The organism is Streptomyces abyssomicinicus, assembly GCF_008974245.1.
GTDB classification, from domain to species: Bacteria; Actinomycetota; Actinomycetes; order Streptomycetales; family Streptomycetaceae; genus Streptomyces; species Streptomyces abyssomicinicus.
Genome location: NZ_BBZI01000007.1, coordinates 694,099 through 719,186, shown reverse-complemented (window position 1 = coordinate 719,186; position 25,088 = coordinate 694,099). Strand labels below are relative to the sequence as shown.

Genomic DNA, 25,088 nt, shown 5'->3' with positions numbered 1-25,088 from the left:
GCTGTTCAGAGGGACGCGGCCGGGGAGGGCGACGTCTCCTTCCGCGGAGCCCGGTCGCGGCGAGGGCCGCTCGCGAAGGTCATGATCGCGCCGAGGGCGGTGACACCGCACACCAGCAGCGCCACCGAGGCCATGTCGTGGCCGCCGCTGTCGGCCAGCATCGCCGAGTAGACGAGCGGGCCGAAGCCTCCGGCGAGCGTGGCCGCGACCTGGTAGGACAGCGAGGCTCCGGTGTACCGGCCGGCCGTGCCGAACATGTCGGACAGCAGCGCGGGCAGCGGGGCGAAGACGGCGCTGATGAAGACGGAGATGACGGCGTAGGCGAGCACGGTGAGTGCGAGGGACCCGGACTTGATGATCAGCAGGAACGGGTAGCTGAAGACGGCGGCGCCCACGAGGCCGGCCGCGATGATCGGCCGGCGGCCGATCCGGTCCGACAGCCGGCCGAAGGGCAGCGAGAGGCCGACGTTGACGACGGCGCCGACGCACTGGGCGAGCAGCACCGAGGACTGGCCGAGGCCGCCCTCGTCCTTGGCCCACACCAGCCCGAAGCTGTTGACCAGCGCGTTGAAGGCCAGCGGGGCTATCCCGAACAGCAGAGCGGTGAGGAGGGCGCCCGGGTTGGCGAAGACCGCCTGCAACGGGCGCTGGGCCGTGTCCGGGTCGGCCTCGCGGCGTTCCTTCTCCTCGAGGAAGAGCGGCGACTCGGTCACCCGCAGACGGATCCACAGACCGATGGCGATCAGGACGGCGCTGAGCAGGAACGGGATGCGCCAGCCCCAGCTGTTGAACTGGTCGTCGGGCAGCAGCGAGAACAGTGCCAGCATCGCCGCTGCGAGGAGGGTGCCGCTGCCGGTACCGGCGTTGACGACGCTGGCGGCGATGCCCCGGCGCCCCTCCTGGGCATGCTCGTACGCCATCACGACGACGCCGCCCCACTCACCGCCGACGGCGATGCCCTGGACGACCCGCAGGGCGACCAGGAGCACCGCGGCCCAGGTGCCCACCTGCTGCGCCGTCGGCAGCAGGCCGATGCAGGTGGTGGCCACACCCATGATCGTCATGGTGGTGGCCAGCGTGACGCGCCGGCCCAGACGGTCACCCATCTGCCCGAAGATGAAGGCGCCGAGCGGACGTGCGACATAGCCGACCGCGAGGGTGCCGAGCGAGGCGATGGTGCCGGCGAGCGGCGGCAGGTCGCTGAAGAAGAGGTGCGCGAAGACCAGGCTCGCCGCCGCGGTGTAGAGCAGGAAGTCGTAGAACTCGATGAGGGTTCCGAAGTAACTGGACCAGAGGACGCGCCGCAGCTCACGTGGGTCGGCGGTCGGGGAAGCCTGCACTCTGTGCTCCTTTGCAGAGGTACGCCTCGGGCGTGGGCGTGGCGGGGTGTTCCGGGTGGACGGGCACCCGGGAGAAAGGCGGGGAGGGGAGCCGCCCGGCCGACGGGTTGGCCGGCGGGTCAGGCCGGAGTGTGGGCTTCGGTGAGCATGATCCCCATGCCGGTCGCCCACTCCTGGACGGGCCGATACCAGCGGTGGGCGACTCGCGGAGCGCTCGGGCCGGAGAGGGCGGCGAAGGCGGCGACCCAGGACCGGATCTCGTGGGCCGACCCGCCGCCCTCGGCCTCGAGCCATTCGTTGCTCCACCCGTCACACTCACGGACGCGGCCGCCGGCCAGGGTGTCCATCACCAGGGCGTCGAAGGCGGGGTTGACCGGAGGGCCCGGCGGGCTGCCGGGCCCGGCCGTCGCGGCGTGGGCGCGGGCGGCGGCGATGACACCGGCCTGGCGCACCGCCCGTTGGTCCGCCGTCGGGTCGCGGCCGTCCACCAGCCGCTCCCGCACCTCGGAAGAGGCGCCGTCGAGCCGGGGGACGGGCGGATCGTGCGACAGACCGCCGGATCCGACCACCAGCACCCGCTTGCCCCAGGTCGCCGCCTCACGGCCGATGGCCTCGCCCAGCAGACGGATCCGCCGCATCGGGCCGAGGGGGAAGCCGACCGCGTTGACGAAGACCGGCACGACGGGACGGGCGTAGTCGGTGCCGAAGATCATCTCCAGCGTCTGCTCGATGCCGTGGTCCACCCGCAAACGCTCGGACCGGGCGACGTCCAGACCCGAGTCGAGCACGGCGCGGATCAGCGCGGAGGCGGCCTCCGCGTCGACGGGTAGCTCCCGCTCCTGGGTCCGCCAGTCACCGACGCTGCGCGCCGCGGTGCCGATGCAGAAGGCAGGCATCATGTCGTAGAAGACGCCGTTGTAGTGGTCGGGACCGATGGCGACGGTGACCTCGGGGTCGAACTCCGCGATCCGGTCACGGACGACGGCGACGGCCGCGTCCCATTCCGCCATCACGTCGCCCGAAGGTTCGATCTCGCCGATGAGCGGCGAGTGGGACATGGTGCATACCGCCAGGCTCATGCGCGGACCTCCTCCGCGACGATCTCGTTGCACAGGATCCCGAGCCCGGTGATCTCGACCTCGACGACGTCCCCCGCCTCGAGCAGCGCCGGCGGGTCCATGAACAGACCGACACCTCCGGGCGTCCCGGTCACGATGACGTCACCGGGAGCCAGCGGGGTGAACCCGGACACGTGCTCGATGAGACGGCCGATGCCGAACTCGAGGTCGCCCAGCGACGCCGACTGCCGCCGCTCGCCGTTCACCCGGGTCTCCAACGTGCGGCTGTCGAGGTCGGTGAACTCCGCCGCCGGCACCAGGAACGGGCCCATCGCTCCGGTGGCGGGGAAGTTCTTGCCCGGGATCCACTGGCTCGTCTGGCGCTGCCAGTCACGCGCGGTGAAGTCGTTGTAGGCGCAGTAGCCCGCGACGACGGCGAGTGCGTCCTCGGCGGCCACGCGGTGGGCCGGCGCGCCGATGACGACCGCCAGCTCGCCCTCGTAGTCGAACTGGGTCGAGACGGAGGGGATCGCGACCGGACACAGGTGGCCGGTCTGGGAGTCGGCGAACCGCGTGAACACCGTGGGAGCCGGACCCGCCGCACGACCGGTCTCCGCCAGGTGGGTGCGGTAGTTGACGCCGATGCACACGATCTTGCCCGGATCGGGGATCACGGGCAGGTACTCCACCTCCGACTCGCCGGCCACGGCGGTCAGCGCCTCGAGCCGGACACGGCCGTCCGCGACGATCCCCGCGGCGATGGCCGACTTCAGACTTTCGGCCTCGGCGGCACCGCTCGGGCCGAGGTCGTAAACGGCGCCGTCGGCCATGACACCCCAGGTCGGGGCTCCGGTGGACGGAGAGAGGAAGCTGACGTACTGCACGATGCGGCTCCAGAATGCACTCTGTTAGAGAAAATATATTCTTGGGGGATAGTAGAGTTTCAGTCATGGAGGCTGTCAAGACCGTGAACAACACAACGAGTGGCGTTCAGGCACTGCGAGACGCGATCCTGTCCGGGGTGTGGTCACCCGGCCAGCGGCTGCAGCCGGCGGCTCTCGCCGACCGGCTCGGCGTGAGCACGACCGTCGTCCGGGAAGCGCTCACCCGCCTGGCCGGGGACCAGTTGGTCACCCCGATTCCGAACCGGGGGTTCTTCGTGCGCGGACTCGACCTGACCGAGTTCGCCGACATCACGGAACTCCGCTGCGTCGTCGAGGCGCTGGGCAGCCGGCTCGCGGTCGAACGGGGGGAGTTGCGCTGGGAGTCGGACCTCATCGCCGCGCATCACGCCATGACCAGGACCCCGCGTCGGGTCTCGGACGACCCCGCCCACATCAACGCCGAGTGGCAGGCCGCCCACCGCCGGTTCCACATGCAGGTGCTCGCGGCCAGCGACTGCCGGCCCATCCTGATATCGGCCGGCCAGCTCGCGGACCAGACCGAGCTCTACCTCCGGTGGGCCGCGCCCTCCACAGCGGCGTCGACCCGCGATGTCGAGGCAGAGCACCGGCGCATTCTGGACGCGGCGCTGGCGAGGGACGCCGAGGAGCTCGCCCACGCCCTGCGCGACCATTACGAAGCGACCCTGGCCGTGGTCCGCGAGGCCGGCCTCGTGGCGCCGAAGGCATCGGCCACCTAGCGTGTCTTCGGCCCGGGTGACCCTCACCCCGGGCCGCGGGACGGGCGGAGGCGGTCGCCGGGATGTGCCCGAGGAGGGGGGCCTCGGTGCCACCCTCCGGCAGCGTGGGCCAGAGCTTGATCCTCTGTCGGACCCTCGCAGTAGGGTGACGCCCGTGGCACCTAGACCTTTGCACGAGATCGTCGAGCCCGGCTGGGCCAAGGCGCTGGAACCCGTGGCCGGCCAGATCGCCCGGATGGGGGACTTCCTGCGGTCGGAGATCGCCGCGGGACGCAGCTACGTCCCGGCGGGGCCGAACATCCTGCGCGCCTTCCAGCAGCCCTTCGACGACGTCCGCGTCCTGATCGTCGGTCAGGACCCCTACCCGACACCGGGACACGCCGTCGGGCTGTCGTTCAGCGCCGCCCCCGAGGTGCGCCCGCTGCCGCCCAGCCTGATCAACATATACCGGGAGATGCAGAACGACCTCGGCGTCCCCGAGCCCTCCAACGGCGACCTCACGCCGTGGGCCGGCCAAGGCGTGCTGCTGCTCAACTCCTCGCTCACCACGGCCCCGCGCAAGCCCAACGCCCACCGGGGCAAGGGCTGGGAGCAGGTCACCGAACAGGCCGTCCGCGCCCTCGCCGAGCGCGGCAAGCCGCTGGTGGCGATCCTCTGGGGCAGCCACGCCAGGGGCGCGCGCCGCCTGCTGGGCGACTACCCGTCGGTGGAGTCCGCCCACCCCTCCCCCATGTCCGCCGACCGCGGCTTCTTCGGCTCGCGTCCGTTCAGCCGGGCCAACGACCTGTTGCTCCAGCAGGGGGCGCAGCCCGTGGACTGGCGACTGCCGTGAGCGGGACCGGGCCGCGGGACCGGGTGCTGCTGGCGGTGGACTCCGGCGGCTCTGGCCTGCGGGTCGCGGTGGGCACGGCGCGCAGCGGCCCGGTGGTCCGGCGTTCCGGGCGGGAGCCGGTGCGCACCGGTGCGCGGGGTCTCGATCCCCGGCATCTGACGGAGTTGCTCGCCCCGCTGGCCCGGGCCGCGCTGGCCGAGGCGGGGCACCGCGCCCCGGACGCGGTGGCGGTCGGGGCGGCGGGGTTCGCCTCGCTGGGCGACGCCTGGCGCGCGGAGCTGCCGGACGCCCTGACGCGGGAGTTCGGCGGCGGACGCGACGCGTGGGCCGGCACGGTTCTGGCCTCGGACGCCGTCACCGCGTACGTGGGCGCACTGGGGTTCCGGCCGGGCGCCGTGGTGGCGGCCGGGACGGGGCTCACCGCCACCGGCACCGACCTGTCGGCATGGCGGCGGGCGGACGGCTGGGGTCATCTGCTGGGCGACTGCGGGAGCGGCGCGTGGATCGGGCGGGCCGGGCTGGAGGCCGCCCTGCGCGCCCACGACGGCAGACCGGGCGGTTCCGCCGCCCTCCTGGAGCGCGGCGAGGCACTGCTGGGACCGGCCGCCGGGTGGCCGCAGGCCCTGTACCCCCGCACCGACCGCTCGGCGGTGCTGGCCTCGTTCGCCCCCGAGGTGGCGGCCTGCGCGCAGGCGGATCCGGTGGCGGAGGAGATCCTGCGGGAGGCCGCCCGTCACATGGCCGGCGCCGCGGCCGCGGCCTGCCCGGATCTCGGCGAGCCCGTGGTGTCGGTGACGGGTGGCCTGGTACGGCTCGGTGATCCCTTGCTGGCGCCGCTGCGGGAGGAGTTGGCCAAGGCCGTCCCGCACGCGCGGCAGGTGCCGCCCGAGGGCGATCCCCTGACCGGCGCCTTCCGCCTGGCCCGCGGGCTCGCCCTCGGCGATCCGGCGCTCCCTCCCGACCCGCGGCTGCTGTGCGTGACACCGGGCCGGGCGGCGGGGCCGGGGGACGGCGGAGGCGGCCGGGACGGCACGGGCCGCGATCCGGCCACCGGGACGCACGGTTGACCGGCCGCACGGTTGACCACTTGTCGACAAAGCGCCCCGCCCTCGCCCCCGTGGGCCACCGGAGCCTGCGGGAGCCCGCCGGACCCTGCCGGACCCGCCACCTTCCGCATGCTCCCGCAGGGGACGTGAGGATTCCGCAGAGGCCGTGCCCCGTCGGCAGGGGCCGCCACTCCCCCTGGAGGAGGCCTCCGGCGGCTTCCGTATGATGCGGCGTCAGGAGGCGCGGCCGGGGCGCGCACCGGCCCCCCGGCGCCTGCTCGCGGGGCCTGCCGACGTGGAGCGCGGCGGACGGGTGACGCATGCCGCCGGTCCGGCGAAATCATTCCGCTTGTCACACCATCGGGCGGACAAATGCGGACGGATACCGCTCACCCGCCCCCTCCCCGAACAGAGGAGCCCCTTGAGCCAGTAGCATGCGGCGCCATGAGCTCCCCCACTGGGCCCGCAGGCCTGCCCGTACGAATGCCGCGTCCCCGCCAGCCCGGCCGGCACCGCCGGCCCGAGCCGTTGGCGGCTCCCGAGGGTGCGCCCGCGCTGGTGCTCGCGGTGCCCGGCACCCCCGGCGCCGCGACCCGCAGCCTGGCCGAGGAGGTCGTGAGCATCGCCCGCTCCGAGCTGCCCGGTCTGGACGGGCGCATCGGTTATCTGGACGGGGACGACGCCGAGTTCCCCACCCTTCAGTCGGTGCTGGCGCAGGCCGCCGAGGAGCGGACCGCCCGTTACGAGATCGCCCGCGCGGCCGGCTCGGACGTGCAGGAGCCCGACGGCCCGGTCGCCGTCGTGGTGCCGCTGCTGGCCGGTCCGGACAGCGCGCTGCTGCGCCAGGTGCGCCACGCCGTCATCGAGAGCCGGGTGGCGGCCGACCTGACCGACGCCCTGGGCCCGCACCCGCTGCTGGCCGAGGCGCTGCACGTACGCCTGTCGGAGGCGGGTCACGCCCGCGCCGACCGCGCCCGTCTCTTCACCGTGCACACGGCGGCGGACGGCATCGTGCTGGCCACCGTGGGCGGCGACGAGGCCGTGCAGGCTGCCGGTATCACCGGCATGCTGCTGGCCGCGCGGCTCGCCGTGCCGGTGATGGCGGCGGCGCTGGACCAGGAGGGCTCGCTCGCCTCGGTCACCGAGCAGCTGCGTTCCGCGGGTTCGCAGCAGCTGGCGCTCGCCCCGTACCTGATCGGCCCGGAGGTCGAGCCGGAGCTGCTGGAGGCCGCCGCGCAGGAGGCGGGCTGCCCCGCCTCCGAGCCTCTCGGCGCCTATCCGGCCGTCGGCAAGCTGGCGCTCGCCAAGTACACGACCGCGCTGGGCATCGCTCCCCAGCAGCCGCAGGGCATGCCCGTCCGCTGAGACCCCGGTCCTGCGGATACCTGTGGTCGACAGCATGTGGACGGCCGTGGGCCCCGTCTCCCGATCCGACGTGATCCGGGCGCGGGGACCACGGCCGTCCGCCGTCTCGGACGCCGTGGCGGATGCCGTGGCGGATGCCGTGGCGGATGCCGTGGCGGATGCCGTGGCGGACGCGGCGACGGACGTGGTGGCGGACCTGGTGAAGGACGCCGTGCAGGACGCGGTGGCGGCCGGCGTCAGCCCAGGGCCACGCAGGAGGCCGCGGCGACCCGGACCGACCCGCGGCGCTCGGGCAGCCCGGTGACCGGATCGGTCGCGAACCAGGTGACGTCGCCGGAGCGCTCGTTGGCCACGTAGAGGAACCGCCCGCGGGCGGTGAGCGCACGGGGCCAGTGTCCGCCGCAGGGGACGGTTCCGCGCAGCCGGAGGGTCTCGCCGTCGACGGCGAACACGGAGATCAGGTCGGCCCCACGGGTGGCGGTCCAGACGAAACGTCCGTCGGCGGACGCCACGACGCCCGAGGGGTACGCGTCGCCCTCGGCGGCCCCCTCCAGCACCCCCAGCTCGCAGAGCGGCTCCAGCAGGCCCTCGGGGGCCTTCCAGCGGCACACGGTGACGGTGGGGGTCAGTTCGTTGAGCACGTAGGCGCGGTCGCCGTCGGGATGGAACGCCAGGTGGCGAGGGCCCGATCCGGGGCGCAGCTTGACCTCCCGGTGCAGCCGCAGCCCGTCCTCCTCGACGGCGCAGACCCGCACCGAGTCGGTGCCCAGGTCCACGCTGACCGCCCAGCGCCCGCCGGGGTCGGCCTGCACCTGATGGGCGTGCGGGCCCTGCTGGCGTGGGCCGGAGGGCCCTGACCCGCTGTGGGCGAGCACGGCGGCGGGCGCCCGGCGCAGGGCTCCGTCGGGGCGGATCCGCAGGGCGGAGACGCTGCCGGAGCTGTAGTTGGCGGTGAGCACCCGTCCGGCGAAGAGGCTCAGGTGGGTGGGGCCGCTGCCGCCGACCGGCACGGGCGGGCCGAGCAGGACGGGGCGGTCCCCGGCGACCCGGTAGGCGGCGACCGCGCCGCGGGTCGTCTCGCTCACCGCGTAGAGGACCTCGCCGTCGGCGGAGAGGGCCAGGTAGGAGGGGTCGGGCAGGTCGTCCGAGGCGCCGGTGAGGGTGAGTGCCCCGGTCGCCGGGTCCCGGTCGGCGGTGACCAGGCCGGGACCGCCGGCCGCGGTGAAGGACCCGATGTACGCCCTGGGCCGTCGTGTCGCGCTGCCCGTCACCGCCGGGTCCGTCACCGCTGATCCCCTCTCGCCGCCGTGCCGCCTGCCGGTCCACGGCGACGGTAGCAGTCGGCGGCTATTGGCCTAGACCAAACGCGGCAACGTCCCCGGAGGTGTCGCGGGCGGCGGCCAGCCGGCCCGTTCAGGCCCTGGCCGGCACCGGCGCCCGGTCGGACGCGGGGACCCGCAGCGGCTCGGCCAGGGCGACCAGCGCCCGCTCCACACCGTGCAGGTGGGCCAGCGCGCCCTCCGCGGCCGGCTCCCGGCGCCCGGCGGCCGGCGGACGCCCCTCGGCCGGCGTGGTGAGCGCCTCCACGGCCGCCTCCACCCGCCAGCAGGCCGCGGCGAGCCGTGCGTCGTGCGAGGCCTCCGGGTCGGCGGCGACGGAGACCAGCGCGCGGACCTCGCGGGCGCACTCGTCGAGCAGCACGAGCACCCGGCGGGCCCGCTCCCGGCGCGCCCTGCCCAGGTGGAGCGGGTGGACCAGTGGCGCCACGGTCTTGCGCACCTGGGCCAGCAGCGCCTCCAGTTCGGCCACCCGGGGCGCCGGGTCGGCACCGGGGTCTCCCGCCAGCCGGGCCGCGGCCTCGGTGGTACAGGCGTGCACGCAGCGGACGGCGCGCCGGATCCAGGCGTCGTTGAAGGCGTGGGTGGTGACCGGCAGCACCAGCAGCACGGCCAGCCAGGCCCCCACCGCTCCGGCCAGCGTCTCGGCGGTCCTGAGCACCAGCAGACCGCCGTCGAGCAGGCCGGCGAGTCCGTACAGGGCCTGGGCGAGCACGGTGACCGACAGCATCATCCAGGTGTAGGAGGTCTGCGCCGTGTAGAAGATCCCGAAGGTGGCGACGGCCGCGACGACGGCCGAGGGCACCGGCGCGCCGTGCAGCGGCAGGGTGAGCACCAGGCCGAGGAGCGCGCCGACGCAGGTGCCCAGCACCCGCCGGAAACCCCGCACGGCGGTCTCCCCGCGGGAGGTGACGTTGACGAAGATCCACCAGGTGGCGCCGACCGCCCAGTACCAGCGCTCCGCGGAGAGCAGGTGGCCGACGGGGAGGGCGAAGAGGCAGCCGGCCGTCACCTGCACGGCCTGCCGGGTGGTGATGCGGCGCAGGCCGGTGCCGCCGGTGGGCGGCGCCGGGGGCACGGGCAGCGGGAAGCGGCGTTCGTAGCACCACAGACCGAAGCGGACCACGGCGGCGACGGCCACGGCGATCAGGACGTCGGCGCAGAGGGACGGCAGCATGGCGGGCGTGGGCCGGGTGAACTGGGCCACGAAGTAGCACATGAAGGCGAACGCGCCCAGGGTGTGGCCGCGCGGTCCCCAGCGCCGCGCGTAGACGCCGAGACCGCCGATGGCCACGAAGACCAGACCGGCGGCCACCGGCTCGCCCCGCAGCAGCACCGCGACCGTCAGCGCGGGCAGTCCGACCACCGGCTGCAGCGCGACGGTGGCGGCCTGTCCGCGCACCGTCGGGTCGGTGACCGTGAACAGCGCCAGCAGGGCGGCGAGGCCGCCGGTGGCCATGCCGGGTATGCCGTGGCCGAGCAGCCCGCAGGCCGTCACGGCCGCCGCGATGCCGAGCACGCCCCGCGAGGCGAACCGCAGCCGGATCAGCCCGGGGTCGGCCGGCGGCACCAGCGCCTTGCGCGGCCACCCGGCCCACCGGGTCCACCGCGACGTGACCGACTTCTGTGCAAGGACCAAGGTCTCACCCTCCTCGACGCCGTCCCGGTGGCTGCCCGGCCGAACCGGCGCCTTGAAAAGCGGCACGAAAAAGGCGCCGCGGAGGTCCGCAGCGCCATTGACCCGACCATTTCACCATGCGGGACGCGGCTGGCTCAACAGGCCCACGATCACCTAGGCCATTGGCACACTCTGCGCGCGTTGATTCCGGCCACGGGAAAGCCATCGGACCACGGGAAGGCCGTCGGACCACCGCCGGGCCACGGGTCCGGTGGCCCGGCGTCGGGGGGGCGCACCGGGCCGTTGGTACAGTCGGCGGCCATGTCCGTGGACGAACTCGACACCCGCATCCTCCGGCTGCTGCTGGAGCAGCCGCGCACCAGCGCGCGTGAGTACGCGCGCATCCTCGGCGTGGCCCGGGGCACCCTGCAGGCCCGGCTGGACCAGTTGGAACGCCGGGGAGTGATCACCGGGAGCGGGCCGAGCCTCTCGCCGGCCGCGCTGGGGCATCCGGTGCTGGCGTTCGTCCACATCGAGGTGACCCAGGGCCATCTGGACGAGGTGGGCGACGAGCTGGCGGCGGTGCCCGAGATCGTCGAGGCCTTCTCCATCACCGGCGGCGGCGATCTGCTGACCCGGGTGGTGGCGCGCGACAACGGGCACCTGGAGGACGTGATCCAGAAGCTGATCAGCCTGCCGGGCGTGGTCCGCACCCGCACGGAGGTGGCGCTGCGGGAGCGGGTGCCGTACCGCCTGCTGCCGCTGGTGGAGTCCGTGGGGCGCGCGGTCGCCCCGCGGTGAGCCGGGGCCGGCGGCGGACCGTCCCGGGGCCGGGCGGGACTACCCCCGCCGCTTGGGCCTGCCGCCGCGGCGCGGGGCGCCGCCCTTGCCGCTGCCGCCCGTGGCGGCCGAGCCCCGGCCGCCGCGCGCGCCTCCCTGCGGCTTGCCCTTGCCCCCTTGAGGGGCCCTGCGGGCGGTACGGGCGGGAGTCGTCCGAGCCGGCTGTTGCTCGGGGGCCGCGGCCCGCCGCCCCCGGGTGCTGTTGGCGGTGCGTCCCCGCACCACGCCGATGAAGTCGTCCACCGCGTCCGTGGTGGCCTCCTGCGGCCAGGCGAGCGCCACCTCCGACTGCGGCCCGTCCGCGACCGTCCGGTAGGTGAGGTCCCGCCGGTGGTGCAGCCGCGCCAGGGACTGGGGGACGACCAGCACACCGATGCCGGCGGCCACCAGCTCGACGGCGTCGGCGGTGGTGGCGGGCCGTTCGAAGGCCTCCTCCCCCGGCGGCCGCTCCCAGCCGAACACGTCGTCCAGCGGATGCAGCACGACCTCGTCGGCGAGGTCCTCGAGGGAGATCTCGTCCGCCGCGGTGATCAGGTGGTCCTTGGGGACCATGGCCACCGTGGCCTCGGTGTAGAGCGGGATGGCGCTGAAGACGTCACGGTCGACCGGGAGCCGGACCAGCCCGGCGTCGGCGCCGCCGGAGCGCAGCAGCTCCTGGGCCTCGTGGGCCTCCACCGGCACGAGTTCGAGGGGGGTGGCGGGAAAGCGCTCGTTCCAGATCCGCACCCATTTGGCGGGCGTGGCTCCCGGGACGTAGGCGAGCCGGAAGACGGGGGAGGCGGCGGAGTCTGTCACCCGGCCCAGGCTACCCGGCGTGGTCGGGGGCGCTCCGCCCGGTCGTTAGGCTTGGCGGTATGAAGTCGCACCAGAGCACCCAGACGATGAAGCCCGCCACCGCGGCGAAGAAGCTGGGTGTGTACCTCGAGGCCACGCCCGCCGAGTTCCGGGAGGGCGTCGTCTCGCGCGCCGAGCTGAACCAGCTCCAGGCCGACCCGCCCGAGTGGCTGCGTGAGCTGCGGCGCGACGGCCCGCACCCGCGCCAGGTGGTCGCCGCCAGGCTGGGCGTCTCAGCCTCCGGCCTGGCCCGGGCCGGCGTGACCGAGGCCCTGACCACGGAGCAGATCGACGCGCTCAGGAGCGAGCGTCCCGAATGGCTGGAGAGGGAGCAGGCCCTCCAGGCGGACGTCCGCAAGGAGCAGGAGCGCGTCAAGCAGCTGCACGCCGAGAAGGCCGAGAAGGCGGCTGCCCGGGAGGACGCCGGCCGCTGACCCGCCGCCGCAGCACGGCCGAGGGGCCGGTTCCGCCACCGTGCGGGCCGGCCCCTTCGCCGTGGACCGCCACCTGCGGACCGACCGCCACGCTCGGGGATGCCGCCGTGGGGGGGGCGGGCGCAGCCGGTGGGCGGACGTGGCGGGTGGGACGTCGTCGTGGGTGGTCGGCGCTGTGTGTGGGGGGGCGGCGCCGTGGGACGCCCGCACCGGGACGCCCTGGGACGCCACCCGTGCCGGGTCGCCCGGGGCTCGCCGTCCGAGGGCTTCGTGGGCGGGCGGCTCGGATCACGGGCGGGCGCTGCCGGCATGATCGCCGGGTGACCACCCGCGTGATCACTCGCGTGACCACCCGCTTGATCACCCGCTTGATCACCCGATGTCAGTGGCTCGCCCTACTGTTCGTCTCGTTCGATCGATGCGTGCGGTGCGGTGCGGGAGGCTCGGTATGGGGTGGGTGCCGGCCGGCGACCACGAGGTCGCCCTGGACGGGGGCACGGTGGTGTGCCGCAACGCGGCGGGCCGTCGGCTGAGGTCCGTGCCGTCGAAACTCGCGGAGGATCCGGCCGTGGTGGGGCTCCGGCAGCTCGCCGAGTGGCTGGACCGGCACGAACGACGGTGCCGTGCCGACGTCGAGCGGTGGATGCTCCGCTCGCTCCCCGTGCCGCTCGCCGTGATCACCGGGGTCTGGCCCGACCCGGCCTGGCAGGGGGCGCTGCGTGACCTCGTGGTCGTGGACCCCGACGGCGGGACCACCGGGTTCCTGCGCGACGCCGACCCCGGGCGCGGTCTCGCCCTGACCGGCCGGGACGGGCGGACGGCGTGGGCGGCCTCCTCGGTGGTCCGCCTGCCGCACCCCGCGCTGCTCGACGACCTGGAGGCGTGGCGGGCGGCCGCCGGACCGGGCGTCGGGCAGCGGGTGGAGCAGCTGCACCGCCAGGTGTGGCGGCGGCCGCCGGGGGTGGGTTCCGGTGGGGCGAGGGCGGTCCACGACCACGCGGGCGGCGCCTTCGAGGAGGCGCGGTTCCTGCACGCCAGGGCGGCCCGGCTCGGGCACCCGGTGCGCGGCGGCTCCGTCGTCTGCTCCGTGGCGGAGGACGGCCGGACGGTCGAGGCCCGGGTGTGGGTCGGCGAGGAGCCGTCCGGTCCCGTCGAGACGGGCCCGCTGACCTGGGCCGAGCTCTCCGGGCGGCAGCTCGCGCTGTCGGAGGTGGGGCCGGTGGCCTGGTCCGAGGGGATGCGCATGGCGGCCGCGCTGTACGCGGGGCGCCGCGAAGGGCGGGGAAGCGGCGTGAGCGGCGGGATCCGTGTCCCGTCCGCCGACGAGGCCGCGCCGTCGGCGGCGGGCGCCGTGCTGCCGCCGGGCGCGTCCGGGCACCCCGAGGCGGACGTGCTGACCGCCCGCACGTACACCCATCCCGCGCTCGACGGCCGGCCGGTGGTCCGGCTCGTGCCGGGCGCGCTGGGTGAGGCGGAGGACCTCGCCATGGAGTTCCTCGGCCTGGAGCGGCAGCCGGGGACGCCAGAGGTGGGCACGGTCCGCCGCGAGGCGCTGGGGTTTCCGGCCCGGGCGCTGGTCGACGACCCGGCCAACGGGCACCACGCGCTGGCGCTGGTCAAGGACGTCGAGCGGCTGGCCCGGCAGGCCAAGGGGCTGCCCGGCGTCGCCAAGGGCGGCTTCGAGCACCTCGGCGAGCGGCTGGCGAGGTCGGTGCCGCACTTCCTGCCGCCCTTCTACGAACAGGCGGCCCGGATCTACCTGGAGCACGGGCACCGGGCGTTCGCGGCGACCTTCTTCGCCCGGGCGCGCGAGGCGGAGCGGGTGCACGCCCTGGCGGTGGACGAGGAGCAGCAGCGGGCCGCGTTCCTGGAGTTCGCGTTCGCCGGGGCGCTGTCCGTCAAGGTGCTGCGGGAGTACGCCGGGGACGTCGCCCGGCGGCTCGATCCGGCGGCGGCCTGGGAGCAGTTCCGGCGGCTGACCGTGGAGCGGTGCGCGGCGGGGCTGCCGCCGTACACGGCGATGCCGCGGGACGTGCGCGCCATGATCCGGGCGTCCGGTCTGCCGAGGACGGCCGAGGAGTGCCGGCTGCTGGCCGCCGTGGTGGCCTCGCCCGCCGCGGAGCGGGCCTCGGGTGCCTTCTGGAAGGCCTTCCTGCCCTCGCTCCAGGTCCTCGCGGCCGAACAGCCCCTGGTGCGGGTCAGGTTGCTGGAGATCATGCCGCGTGCTCTCGGACTCGGGGCGCAGGACGACGAGTTCTGGCTCTCGCTGCTGGCCGGCACCGGGGCGGACCGGCTGCTCACGGGTGAGGACGAGGCGTCCGGGGAGGTCGACGCGGCGGCCTGGCTGGCCCGTTGGGCCCGCCATCGCAAGAACCGCGGTGTCGCTCCCGGCCGTTGCCCCGCCACGCTCGCCCTGGCGGCGCGGATGGCGCCCCGGCTGCGCTCCGGGGGGCGGACGGTGGACCTGTTCACCGGGCGCTGGGAGCTGGGCGCGGACCTGGACCTCCTGGACCTCTGTCTGGCGGAGGGGGTCCCCCTGGCCGTGCCGGGCCCGGACGCCTACGTGCGCCTTTCCCTGGACCGGCGGCTGAAGGACTCCCGGCCGGGCGCGCGCGACCTGGCCGCGGTGGCGGCCGACCCGCGGACCCGTCCGCTGCTGCGGCGGGCCGTCGGCGCGGTCGCCCGCCTGCGCCCGGGCGCCGCCACGCTGGAGGCGATGGCCGGTCACCCGGTGGTCTCCGGGGTGCTGCGCGAGTGGCTGGAGGAGGCTGCCGGGACCTTCGCCGCGGCGACCGGGCCGGCGGGGGCGCGCGGCGTCGCGGAACGGCTGCGGGCGTTCGCCCCGGTCGCCGAGCGGGTGGCGCCGGGTGTTTCCGCCCGGATCGCGCGTCGCCCGGTCGCACCGCTCCTCGGTCACGCCCTGCGGACGGGACTCCTGGACGAACTGTGCTGGCCGGCCCTGGAGGAGGCGCTGGACCTGCTGGAGGAGGAACCGCCGCACCCCCGCCGGGGCGACCGGCTCCTCGTCCGGGAGGCGTGGCCCGCCCTGATCCTCTCGCGCGGCGAGCGGGTGCTGGTGGTGGGCCCGGAGCGTGTGCTGCTCGACCACAGGCTGCGGCTGCCGGACGGTCCGGACCGCTGGGAGGCTCCCCGGTTCCGGTTCGCGGACGGGGAGTTGCTGGTGATGTGGTCCCAGGCGGGCAAGCGGCACGCGTACTGGTCCTCCCGCCCATCCGACGTCTTCCTCCTGGGCGGTGCGGCGGACGACTTCCTCCCGCATGAGCCCGCGGGCGGCCCGGCGGAGACCGGCCCGCCCTCCTTCCAGCTGCCCGGGGGCGGCCGGGCCACCGGCGGCCCGCCGCTGCGCGCGGGCGACACCGTCCTGCCGCCGTCCCGTCCCCTCCTGGGCGACGGGACGGCGCTGTGGATGCTGGTCCAGGACGGTGGGGAGCGGACCTGGTGCCAGGACGGTGCGGAGCGGACCTGGCGGGAGTACGACCCGGCCACCGGCGGGCCGGGCCCGGCGTCGCTGCCGGGCTTCCTCCGCGCGGGCGAGCGGGAGGCCGCCCGGCTGCTGCCCGGGCACTGCGAGGTGCTGCCCGTCCGGCCCGGGCTGGAGGACAGTCCGCTGGGCACCGACGGGGCGGTGCTGGGGCGTTGGGTGCGCGACGAGGGCGACGGGCGGCTGAGCGCGGGCTCCCCCGACGGCCGGGTGCTCACGGTGCCCGGTGGCGGCCCGGAGGACGGCGTCTGCCCGCTGGGCGTCCTGCGGCTGCCCGGCGGGGCGGAACTGGCGGCGGTACGGCGCCGGGAGACGGTGGTGTTCTTCGCCCCCGACGACCTGTCGGAGGGCGGCGAGCTGGGCCGGGTGGCCGTCGGCGAGCAGGACTTCGGGTGCGACGCCGGTGTCCGGCTGGTGCTGCCGCCCGCCTTCTGGCACGCCCTGCGGCCTCGCGACGACGGTTCCTCGGCGGTGCTGCGGGCACTCACCGACGGACAGGCGCAGGAGCTGCTGGACGCGGCCGGGCGGGCGCTGGCGGAGTACCGGGAGGCGGACCGGGCGGACGGGTCACCGGCCGCCTCGCAGGACGCGCCCGGCCCCGACGAGGTGGTCCGCCGTGCGGTCGCCGCGACGCTGCCGGCTCTCACCGGCACGCGTCTGCTCGCCGGCGTCGCCGCGGTGGTCCGCGAGACGCTCCGGATCGCCGAACGGACGGCGGCCTTCGGCCGGGCTTCCGGCCCCGCGCCGGCCGGCCGGCGCCCGGAGGACACGCCCGCCGGACACCGCCCGCCGCACGGCGACGACCTGACCCTGGAGGCGGCCCTCGCCGGGATCGCGCACCGCGGCGGGCATCCGGGCTCGCCGGACGCCTCGTCGACGCTGCAGCAGGTCCTGGCCGTCAACCATGTGCTCGCCGGCAGCCCCGCGGACGGACGCCCGCTGATCGGCCGGGAGCGGATCGCCGCCCCGTACGACGGCTGGGTCACCGACGAGTTCACCGTGCCGGCGGCGGCGCTCCCCTGGCCGCGGCTGCTGCCGCTGCTGCGTCCCCTCGTCCGGCGGGCGGCCTCCCCGTTCCTGCCGGACGCCCACCGCGAGGCGTTGCGGCTGTTCTTCGCGGCACTGGCCGCCGGTCCGCTCACCGACGGGACGGGCGCGCTGCGCACCGTGGTGCTGAGCGAGCCGTCCGACCGGCAGCAGCGGACCGGGCAGGTGCTGCGGAAGGACGGCCGGACCGTGGTGCTCCTCGGGCGCCGGCAGGTCGACGGCCGGCGCGGCCGTCACAGCTGGACGGCACTGGACCACGACCCGTCGGGCGGGTTCGCGCCCGTCGCCCGTTTCACCGCCGAGCGGGAGACCCGCATCGTGCCGGGGCTCGGCCGCGGCCGTCTCGCGGAGGTCGTGCGGTTGCTGGAGGAGCAGGGGGCGGCGCCGTGGCGGCCGGAGGCGCCCGCCGCCCTCGCGGCGGCCACCGGGGGCGGGCTGGGCCCGCTCCAGGCGGCGGTGCTGCTGGCCGGCGCCGGTCTGGGCGGGGCGGCGTCCCCCGACGGTCCCTCCCCGGCCGGCGTCGCGCCGCGGCAGCGGGACCTGGCGCGCAACCTGCTCTCCGCACTCCCCGAGGAGGACCGGCTGGCCGTCGCGGGGGCGCTGCTGCCCGACGACCCCGCCGGGCTGTGGACGTCCGGACCCGACGTGGCGGCGGCCGGACGGGTGTGGGAGGAGCGGTTGGGCGGGCTCGTGCGGCTGCCGGAGGAGCTGGCCCCCCATCTGCCGGACGCCACGGCCGAGGCGACGCAGGCGGTCCTCAATCCGTCCCGCACCCCCTGGCTCGGCCCGGCGTCCGGGGATGCGTCCCCCGGGCCCGACTGGTACCGGCTGACCTCGTCGGTGGACGCGCTGGCCTCGCTGGCTTACGTGCTCCCGTGGGGGCATCCGCTGCGCGCCGTGCTGCCCGAGTCGCTGGACGCCCTCCGGCGCCGCCTCGCCGCGCCGGGGTTCGCCCTGGTGGTGCGGGGGCAGGCGGTGCCCGGCGGGAAGCCGCTTGCGGCGGCGGTCCGCGAGGAGCTGGGGCCGGCCGGAGCGGTGTCGCTGCGCGCCGTCCACGGCGGTCACGAGGACGTGGTGATCCGGCCGGCCGCGCTCGAGGGGCCGGACGACCCGGCGCTGGTCCTCCTCGCGGGGTGGCCCACGGTGCCCGCGGAGGACGTGTCCGCGCTGCGCACGCTGCTCGGCGAGGAGTTCACCCGCGCGGTGTCGGCGGGGACCGGCGGGGGAACGCCTCACGGCCACGCCCAGAACCCCCTGTTCTCCGTCCCGCACCTGGTGGCCGAGGTCGCCGCGGAGTACGGGCTCGGGCAGGACGCGGCGACGCTCCACCTCCAGCTGCTCGCCCTCCCCGACCCCACCGACCGCGACTGCGCCCGCTGGACGGGGTGGAGTCCCGCCCGGCTGAAGCGGGCCCGCGCCGAACTCGCGGCGACCCCGCTGGTCGTCGAGGCCAAGCGGTCACGGGCCGGGCGGTCCCTCTTCCTCCCCGGCGGGTGGCGGGCGTCGAAGGCGCCCGCGCTGCCCGTGGAGGAGTGGAAGGCCGGGCTGTACCCGCTCACCGACCACCGGCGGACGGTGCCGCGGGTCCCGGTGGCGGAACTCTTCACCCGGGCCTGGGCGCGGGTCCGGGCGGGAGACGTGCCGCGCTACACCGAGCTCGTCACCCGGGCCACCCCGAGGAGCCGCCGGTGACCGCCCTTCCGTCGCGTGGCGCCGCCCTTCCACGCCCCTCTTCTCCCCCGGTCGTCGCGCCGGGCCGCCGAAGGTGGTTGGCTGTGCCCCTGTCAGATGGATCATGTCGGCCCACGTCGGCCGCGGCGCCTCAGGAGGTCCCACCGCATGAGCACCCCCACGGGATACGAGTACAAGGTCGTCACCTTCCGCGAGTCCCTGATAGGCGACGCGCTGGACGGCGACAAGCTCGAGAAGACGCTCAACAAGCACGCCGAGGAGGGGTGGCGGCTGAAGACGATCACGTCGGCGGACGTGAAGGGCCGCATCGGCCCCGGTGCGGTCGAGGGCCTGCTGCTCACCCTGGAGCGTCCGCGCGCCTGAGACCGCCGGGGGTGCGCGGAGACCGGCACCCCCTCGAGGCGGTGGCCGGACCGGCCCGGGGCCCGTTGCCCCGGGCCTCCCACCGCTCAGGCGTCCAGCACCAGCATGATGTGCTCGCGGCCCTCGTAGCGCACCGTCCCGGCCCGTCGGAAGCCGTGCCGCTCCAGCAGCTTCACCGAGCCGGTGTTCTCCGCGTACGGGTCCGCGTACAGCGGCCGGGTGGTCTCCTGCCGGAGGAAGAGTCCGAGGGCCCGCGTACCGATGCCCCGTCCCCAGAACTCCCGGCCCAGCCAGTATCCGACGAAGCGCCGGCCGTCCTGCGACCAGGCGACCAGGTTTCCGGCCAGCACCCCGTCGACCGTCACGGCGCGCACATGGGCGTCGGGGTCGCCGAGGACCCGGGTCTTCCAGTGGGTCATGAACACCTCGCGCTCGCGCGGCGGGAAGTTGGCCCTCCTGGCGGCCTCGGGGTCCTGCTCCTGCTCGAAGAACACCTCCAGATCGGGGAGTCCGACTTCGCGTAGGCGCACGTCTTCTCTCATGCCGCGCGAGTCTGCCAGGCGCCACCGACAGAGCCCGCGTTCCGGCCGGTCAGCGCCCGTACGCCTCGTGGCACAGCGCCACGATGTCCCCCGGCGCGACGCCACGGGCCTGGCGGCACCACTCGCCCATCCGGAACCCCGGGCGCGGCGCCGGCCGGTGCCCGCCGTGCTTCCGGGGCCCGCCGTGCTTCCGGGGCCGGACGGGCCGCACCCGCACGGCCGGGGGCCTCGCCCCGGCGGCGCGCGGCGCCTGGGGGACGGCGCGCCGGTGCCCCTCCGTCACACGCCCCACGGCGGGCGGAGGGACGGCGGGAGCGCCCTGCCCCTGTGCCCGGAACCGGCCGCCGTTCGGCCCGCCCTCGCCCTTGTCCGCGCCGGCGTCCTTCTTGCCTGACCCCGGCCCGCGCCCGTGCCTGCCCTCGGCCTTGCCCTGCCGGGACTTCTCACGGCCGCTCTCCACCAGGTCCCCCCGCCCCCGCGGTGGCACCGCCCGCTCCACCGCGGGCCGGTCGACGGCGCCCGTCCCGTCACGCGAGGGCGGCCCCGCGGTCGGTGTCACGGCGACGCAGCCGGTGACCAGCAGGGGGATGAGAAGCACGAGTGCCAGATGCCGGGTTCGAGTCACGCAGTCACCTTGCTCCGTTCGGCGCAGTCCGCCCGCGGCACCACGCGGCCGGGTCACCGTCACGGATGACGGGGGTCAAGGCGCGTTACCCTCCCGTCGTGTCCCAACTGCCCGCACGCCTCACCGTCCTGGTCGGGGGTGACCCTCGCCTGCGACCTGGACCGCCGTGAGGACGTGGACGCCGCCTTCCACGCCGCCGTGGCCGCCGGCGCGGAGGCGGTGGCCGGGCCGGCGGACCGGGAGTGGGGCGGGCGCTCCGCGTACGTCGCCGACCCGGAGGGCAACCGCTGGGAACTCGCCTGGGCCCGCACCGCGCGGTTCGACGCCCGGGGAGCGCTGGTCGGGTTCGGGGAGTAGGCGGGGCGGCCGCGACGCGTCCTGCCGCGGGCCGTGTTCCACCGGCCGCGTGAAGCCTTCTGGACACCGCCCCGGGCGCACCCCGTGTCCCGGGATCGCGGGTAGAGGGTGCCTTATGGCTGAAGTGGTGGAGGCAGGGCTCTGGGGGCTGGTCGCCGGGTCGGCGCTGCTGGTGGGGGCGGTGATCGGGTTCGGGGTGCGGGTGCCGGCGAAGGTGATCGCCATGGTGATGGCCTTCGGGGCCGGCGTGTTGCTCTCGGCGGTCTCCTTCGAACTGCTGGGTGAGGCGTTCGACCAGGCCGGGCTGGCCCCCGCGGCCCTGGGCACGCTGGCGGGCGCCGTGGCGTACACCCTGGGGAACGCGTGGCTGGCCCGACGGGGCGCGCGGCACCGGAAGCGGTCGGGGCGGCACGCCGCGCACGCGCAGCCGTCGGAGGAGCAGCAGGGCGGTTCGGGCACCGCGCTGGCGCTGGGCGCGTTGCTGGACGGCATTCCCGAGTCGGCGGTGATCGGCGTCAGCCTGCTGGACGGCGGGGCGGTCAGCCTGGTGACGGTGGTGGCGGTGTTCATCAGCAACGTGCCGGAGGGGCTGTCGAGTTCGGCGGGCATGCGGAAGGCCGGCCGCGGCAAGGGGTACGTCTTCGGCGTGTGGGGCGCGATCGCGGCGGCGAGCACCGTCTCGGCGGTGCTCGGGTACACGGTCGTCGGCGCGTACTCCCCGGCGGTGATCGCGGCGGTGACGGCGGTCGCGGCCGGGGCGATCCTGGCGATGGTGGCCGACACGATGATCCCGGAGGCGTTCGAGGACGCGCACCTGGCGATCGGCCTGGTGACGGTGTGCGGGTTCCTGGTGTCGTTCGGGCTGTCGCACGCGTGAGCGCCGTCCGTGCGAGGGGACGTCGCCCTCCCCTCGCACGCGCCGTCACAGCCTCCCGCCGCCCCGTATCGCGTCGGAGGTGTCCAGCCCGAGGCGGGACCCCAGGTCCAGGGCGTCGGTGAACCGGGCCTCGTCGCCGCGGATCCGCGCGGCGGCCAGGCGGGGCGGCGTCCTGCCGTGGGCGAGGAGCGTGGCCCACCGGCGGTGCTCCAGCGACAGGAAGCGCAGCTGGGCCAGGTCGCCGAGGACGCTGGGGTCGGTCACCTCGGCACCGCACAGGTCCAGCCCGCGCAGCCCGGGCACCGACCGCAGCGGGTCGAGGGAGACCGGCACGGTGGTGCGCAGTTCGAGGGACCTGAGGAACGGGTGGCCTTCCAGCGGCGTGAGGTCGCCTCCGTCGAGGGTGACGCGGAGCGACTCCACCGGGAGGTTCCGCAGCGGGCGCAGGTCCGCCGTCGTGGCGCCGTCGCCGAGGTGCAGCCGACGCAGGCGGGGGGCGGCGGTGAGCGGGGCGAGGTCGGCGCGTCCCGGCGCGTTGACGCGGACGTCCTGGAGGGTCGCCGGGACCTCGTCGGGCACGCCGCCGCCGATGTACACGCCGGTCTCGGCGTGGGCGCTCCAGGACGGCCGGTGGACCTCGACGGTGTCGTCGTCCACCTCGAAGGAACCCTCGTCCAGGAGGCGGAGTTCCTCCCGCAGCACGGCGGTGACGGAGTCGGCCACGTACGAGGGGCCGTCGTCGTGGTCGCGCCCGGTCCTGATGACCTGGCCCGGACGGCCGTCGCGCGCGGGTGCCGTGTCGACGGCGAGGAAGTTGCCGTCGAACGCGGTGGCGAAGGGGACCCAGCCGGGATGGCTGCCGCAGCGCCGCACGGTCCCGGCCGGAGCGGCGTCGAGCACCACCTCGTCCCACTTCCGGTCCCAGTCGTACGGGGGCCGGTCCCCGAGGCCGTGGACCGCTTCATACTCCGCGACCAGCTCCTCCAGGGAGAGCCATGCCTTGTCGTGGAGGAGGTGCAGGTGGCCGTCACCGTCGGCGATCAGGTACAGCGCCCTCAGGTCGGCCGGCAGTGCCCGGCCGATGCGCCGCTCCGCCTCCTCGACGGCCTCGGCCGTGGCGGGCGGGGGCAGCGGCTCCGTCCGCCCCAGGGCAGCGGCACGCCTCTCGAGGCAGGCCCGGAGGGCCGCTGCCGCGGCCTGCGGCTCGCCGGCCGGTGCCGCCCGGCCGGCCTCCTGGTCCGTGCCGGGGCGGGGCGGGACGTAGGCGCCGTCGACCTCGACGAGGTAGCCGGCCGTGGAGCCGTACAGGCGGCACACGGCGTCGGTGAACACGACGTGGCGGAACTCGCCGGAGGGCAGGCACTCCACCTCCCAGCTGACGTGGCGCCAGCCGCGCTCGGCACGGGCGGCCTGCGCGAGGTCCCGCAGCACGGGGCTCGCGCTGGACAGGAGGCAGGCGGAGGTTCCGCCGGGCACCGTGTAGCGGCCCGTCGTCCGCGCACCGCCGTCCCGCCCCGCGCGCCCGGACACGACCGCTCCGGTCCAGCCCTCGGGCGCCCGTGCGGCGATCCGCTCCGCCATGCGGCGCATCACCTGTTCGATCACTTCCCCGCTTCCTCGTGTCCGTCACGCACCGTCATCATGCCTGGCGGTACCGACACCGGGCGGGTCCGCGGGCGGTCAGGAGGCGGTCGGCTCCGCCCCGTCCTGCCGGCGGGCCCGGAGGCGTCCGCCGATCAGCAGCAGCGCTGCGCCCAGCACGGTCCAGCCGGCCAGGACCAGTGCGGGACCCGTCGCGCCGGTGCCGTCGAAGAAGGCGTTGGCGCGCAGCAGGCTGCCGGAGGCGCCGGGCGGGAGGACCTGGCCGAGGTCGGACCAGCCGCCGGGCAGCCAGTGCGGGCCGGTGGCGAAGCCGGAGAGCGGGTTGGCCAGCAGCATCATCAGCGCCGCGCCGACACCGAAGCCGGGCAGGCCGAAGAGCGCCTCGAGTCCCAGGAGGGTGAAGGCGAGGGCCGCGATGCCCAGGGAGAGTCCGAGGGCGGTCGCCGCGTAGTCGCCGGACAGGGACCCGGTGCCGAACTGCAGCACCGCGGTGACCGCGAAGCCGGCGGTGAGCGAGAACAGCAGGCCGCCGGCCAGGCGCAATCCGGTCCGGCCGGGGAAGAGCCGGGCGAGGGCGATCGCCGGGAGGATGCCGCCGAAGACCATCGGCAGGGCCGCCGCGGAGAACCCGGCCCCGCGCGGGTCGTCCTCGGGGAAGGGCGCGAGGTCCTCGACGGTGAGTTCGGCGTGCTGCCGCTCGGCGACGGCCGTGGCCATCGCGGTGAGGGCGGCCGTGGCCTGCGGACCGGCCGCCGTCGCCTGGTACAGGGTCACGCCGGCCGGGGCCACCAGGACGCCGCCGACGATCTCACGGTCCTCGACGGCGTCGGTCAGCGCCCGGGCGTCCTCGTAGCGGGTGATCTCCCACTCCGTCCCGGCCGTCGCCTTCTCGAGCGCCGCCACGGCCTGACCCGGCCCGGCGGCGCCGACCGGGATCTCGCGCGGGCCGCCGTTGACGGCGGGCAGGGCGAAGGCCACCAGCATGGCGACGACCAGGGCGGTCAGGCCGAGCACGACGGCGATCAGCCGGCCGCCGACGGCCGGCCGGGGCCGGGGCGGCGACGGGGGTGTGCCGGGGTTCTCGGAGGGTGCGGACATGGTGGGTTCCTCACTCGCGGTGGTGACAGGAGGGGCGCCAGGACGGGTCCGGGACGCCGGGGCTGGTGTGGAACTCGATTACAGGTTACGTTTATCCATGTGTCAAACAGCCACGATGTGAGTCCGGGAGTCCCCGGGGAACTGGTCCGGGCGGCGCTGCGCGTGGCCGAGGCCAAGGGGGTGCCGGTCGCGGAGGTTCCGTTGCAGGCGGTCGCGCGGGAGGCCGGTGTCTCCCGCAGCACGCTGCTGCGCCGCCTGGGCGGCACCCGGCGCGCTCTGGACGAGGCCGTCCGCGCGGCGGGGGCCGATCCGGGCGGCCGCAGGCCGGTGCGGGACCGGGCGGTGGAGGCCGGGGCCGCGCTGATCGGTGAGCACGGTCTGGCCTCGGTCTCGTTGGAGCGGGTCGCCGCCGCCGCGGACTGTTCCGTGCACAGCCTCTACGCCGCCTTCGGTGGTCGTGACGAGCTGTTGTTCGCGATCTACGAGCGGTACAGCCCGATCCTGGACGTCGAGGCCGTCCTTGCGACGCCGGGGCTGGACCTGGAACAGCGGGTGCGGGAGATCCACCGGCTGCTGGCGGCCGCCCTCGCCCGCCGGCCGCGGGTGATGCCCGCCGTGCTGGCGGAGTTCCTCGCCCGGCCCCAGGACCCCGCGGTCCAGGCGATAGTGGGCACGATCCTCCCGCGCATGCTGGGCGGGGTCGGCAGGTGGCTGGAGTCCGAGGCCGCGGCGGGGCGGATCCGCGATCTGCCGCCGCTCCTGCTGATGCAGCAGCTCGCGGGGCCCGTCCTGACCCACTTCCTCCTGCGCTCGGGTCTGGAGGCCGCCTCCGCGGCGGACATCTCACTGCCGCCCGCCGACGAGGTGTGCGACGCCTTCGCCGACGCGTTCCTGCGCGCGGTGGCCGTCGCCCCGCGGGACCGGGAGTGACGGCCGGATGCCCTCGGGGGCTGGGCCCACCGGCCAGTCGTACCGGCCCCCTCGGACCTGGCCTCGCCGGAGCCGGCCCCGCGAGCCGGGCCGCCTGAGAGCCGAGC

General features: G+C 75.8%; 20 protein-coding genes and 1 pseudogene. 11 read left to right on the top strand and 10 right to left on the bottom strand.

All coding sequences use genetic code 11. The features are described from left to right. Nucleotides 1-5 precede the first annotated feature (5 nt). From GBN72_RS16420 to GBN72_RS16410, 3 genes are all read right to left on the bottom strand, one after another. Nucleotides 6-1,340, bottom strand: coding sequence for an MFS transporter (locus tag GBN72_RS16420; protein ID WP_164540670.1), 1,335 nt, complete (start codon nt 1,338-1,340; stop codon nt 6-8). Between the two features lie 119 nt (nt 1,341-1,459). Next, nucleotides 1,460-2,419: a 3-carboxyethylcatechol 2,3-dioxygenase gene (locus GBN72_RS16415; RefSeq protein WP_151772524.1), complete on the bottom strand. Its 960-nt coding sequence runs from the start codon at nt 2,417-2,419 to the stop codon at nt 1,460-1,462. Continuing rightward, nucleotides 2,416-3,282, bottom strand: coding sequence for a fumarylacetoacetate hydrolase family protein (locus tag GBN72_RS16410; protein WP_218042057.1), 867 nt, complete (start codon nt 3,280-3,282; stop codon nt 2,416-2,418). Before GBN72_RS16410 ends, GBN72_RS16415 begins: the two co-directional genes overlap by 4 nt. A 65-nt stretch (nt 3,283-3,347) precedes the next feature. Between GBN72_RS16410 and GBN72_RS16405 the strand changes: the two genes are divergently transcribed. The 4 genes from GBN72_RS16405 (at nt 3,348) to GBN72_RS16390 (ending at nt 7,283) form a co-directional block, all read left to right on the top strand. After that, nucleotides 3,348-4,040: a GntR family transcriptional regulator gene (locus GBN72_RS16405; RefSeq protein WP_164540667.1), complete on the top strand. Its 693-nt coding sequence runs from the start codon at nt 3,348-3,350 to the stop codon at nt 4,038-4,040. A gap of 154 nt (nt 4,041-4,194) precedes the next feature. Beyond that, entirely contained in the window at nt 4,195-4,872 is a 678-nt protein-coding gene (locus GBN72_RS16400) for a uracil-DNA glycosylase (protein WP_151772522.1), read from the top strand. Beyond that, nucleotides 4,869-5,939, top strand: a complete 1,071-nt coding sequence (locus GBN72_RS16395) for an N-acetylglucosamine kinase (protein WP_246212544.1) — start codon at nt 4,869-4,871, stop codon at nt 5,937-5,939. The genes GBN72_RS16400 and GBN72_RS16395 overlap by 4 nt, the downstream gene beginning before the upstream one ends. A gap of 423 nt (nt 5,940-6,362) precedes the next feature. Next, on the top strand, nt 6,363-7,283 hold the full coding sequence (locus tag GBN72_RS16390) for a sirohydrochlorin chelatase (RefSeq protein ID WP_151772521.1): 921 nt from the start codon (nt 6,363-6,365) through the stop codon (nt 7,281-7,283). A 236-nt stretch (nt 7,284-7,519) separates the two neighbouring features. Here GBN72_RS16390 and GBN72_RS16380 read toward each other — a convergent pair whose 3' ends face one another. Beyond that, nucleotides 7,520-8,554: a lactonase family protein gene (locus tag GBN72_RS16380; protein ID WP_151772684.1), complete on the bottom strand. Its 1,035-nt coding sequence runs from the start codon at nt 8,552-8,554 to the stop codon at nt 7,520-7,522. Nucleotides 8,555-8,696: 142 nt separating this feature from the next. Further along, entirely contained in the window at nt 8,697-10,259 is a 1,563-nt protein-coding gene (locus GBN72_RS16375; RefSeq protein ID WP_151772519.1) for an FUSC family protein, read from the bottom strand. Nucleotides 10,260-10,559: 300 nt separating this feature from the next. Here GBN72_RS16375 and GBN72_RS16370 point away from each other — a divergent pair, with 300 nt between their 5' ends. Continuing rightward, nucleotides 10,560-11,039 carry an Lrp/AsnC family transcriptional regulator gene (locus GBN72_RS16370; RefSeq protein WP_151772518.1) on the top strand — a complete coding sequence of 160 codons (480 nt, stop codon included), beginning with the start codon at nt 10,560-10,562 and terminating at the stop codon, nt 11,037-11,039. 39 nt (nt 11,040-11,078) lie between these two features. Here GBN72_RS16370 and GBN72_RS16365 read toward each other — a convergent pair whose 3' ends face one another. After that, nucleotides 11,079-11,873, bottom strand: a complete 795-nt coding sequence (locus GBN72_RS16365) for a LysR family transcriptional regulator substrate-binding protein (protein ID WP_151772517.1) — start codon at nt 11,871-11,873, stop codon at nt 11,079-11,081. 59 nt (nt 11,874-11,932) lie between these two features. Here GBN72_RS16365 and GBN72_RS16360 point away from each other — a divergent pair, with 59 nt between their 5' ends. From GBN72_RS16360 to GBN72_RS16345, 3 genes are all read left to right on the top strand, one after another. Next, the gene (locus tag GBN72_RS16360) at nt 11,933-12,346 is read left to right on the top strand and encodes a DUF5997 family protein (protein WP_151772516.1); all 414 of its coding nucleotides are present in this window, start codon (nt 11,933-11,935) and stop codon (nt 12,344-12,346) included. A gap of 448 nt (nt 12,347-12,794) precedes the next feature. Then, complete coding sequence (locus GBN72_RS34135) at nt 12,795-18,587, top strand: DUF4132 domain-containing protein (RefSeq protein ID WP_246212596.1); 5,793 nt, start codon at nt 12,795-12,797, stop codon at nt 18,585-18,587. A gap of 147 nt (nt 18,588-18,734) precedes the next feature. Beyond that, on the top strand, nt 18,735-18,950 hold the full coding sequence (locus GBN72_RS16345) for a DUF4177 domain-containing protein (protein ID WP_151772515.1): 216 nt from the start codon (nt 18,735-18,737) through the stop codon (nt 18,948-18,950). Between the two features lie 86 nt (nt 18,951-19,036). On the opposite strand, the gene GBN72_RS16340 is transcribed toward GBN72_RS16345, so the two are convergent. Together GBN72_RS16340 and GBN72_RS16335 are read right to left on the bottom strand one after the other, a co-directional pair. Further along, on the bottom strand, nt 19,037-19,492 hold the full coding sequence (locus GBN72_RS16340; RefSeq protein ID WP_151772514.1) for a GNAT family N-acetyltransferase: 456 nt from the start codon (nt 19,490-19,492) through the stop codon (nt 19,037-19,039). 49 nt (nt 19,493-19,541) lie between these two features. Beyond that, the gene (locus GBN72_RS16335) at nt 19,542-20,117 is read right to left on the bottom strand and encodes a hypothetical protein (RefSeq protein WP_151772513.1); all 576 of its coding nucleotides are present in this window, start codon (nt 20,115-20,117) and stop codon (nt 19,542-19,544) included. 84 nt (nt 20,118-20,201) lie between these two features. Here GBN72_RS16335 and GBN72_RS16330 point away from each other — a divergent pair. After that, nucleotides 20,202-20,474, top strand: a pseudogene (locus tag GBN72_RS16330) (VOC family protein); the annotation flags it as partial. A gap of 115 nt (nt 20,475-20,589) precedes the next feature. Further along, the gene (locus tag GBN72_RS16325) at nt 20,590-21,351 is read left to right on the top strand and encodes a ZIP family metal transporter (protein WP_151772512.1); all 762 of its coding nucleotides are present in this window, start codon (nt 20,590-20,592) and stop codon (nt 21,349-21,351) included. A 45-nt stretch (nt 21,352-21,396) separates the two neighbouring features. Here GBN72_RS16325 and GBN72_RS16320 read toward each other — a convergent pair whose 3' ends face one another. Both GBN72_RS16320 and GBN72_RS16315 read right to left on the bottom strand, forming a co-directional pair. Beyond that, the gene (locus tag GBN72_RS16320; protein WP_151772511.1) at nt 21,397-22,956 is read right to left on the bottom strand and encodes an SMI1/KNR4 family protein; all 1,560 of its coding nucleotides are present in this window, start codon (nt 22,954-22,956) and stop codon (nt 21,397-21,399) included. Nucleotides 22,957-23,031: 75 nt separating this feature from the next. Further along, nucleotides 23,032-24,051, bottom strand: a complete 1,020-nt coding sequence (locus GBN72_RS16315; protein WP_246212540.1) for a hypothetical protein — start codon at nt 24,049-24,051, stop codon at nt 23,032-23,034. A gap of 99 nt (nt 24,052-24,150) precedes the next feature. Between GBN72_RS16315 and GBN72_RS16310 the strand changes: the two genes are divergently transcribed. Further along, nucleotides 24,151-24,981 (top strand): TetR/AcrR family transcriptional regulator, encoded by an 831-nt coding sequence (locus tag GBN72_RS16310; protein WP_246212538.1) that lies wholly within the window; start codon nt 24,151-24,153, stop codon nt 24,979-24,981. The last annotated feature ends 107 nt before the right edge of the window (nt 24,982-25,088 follow it).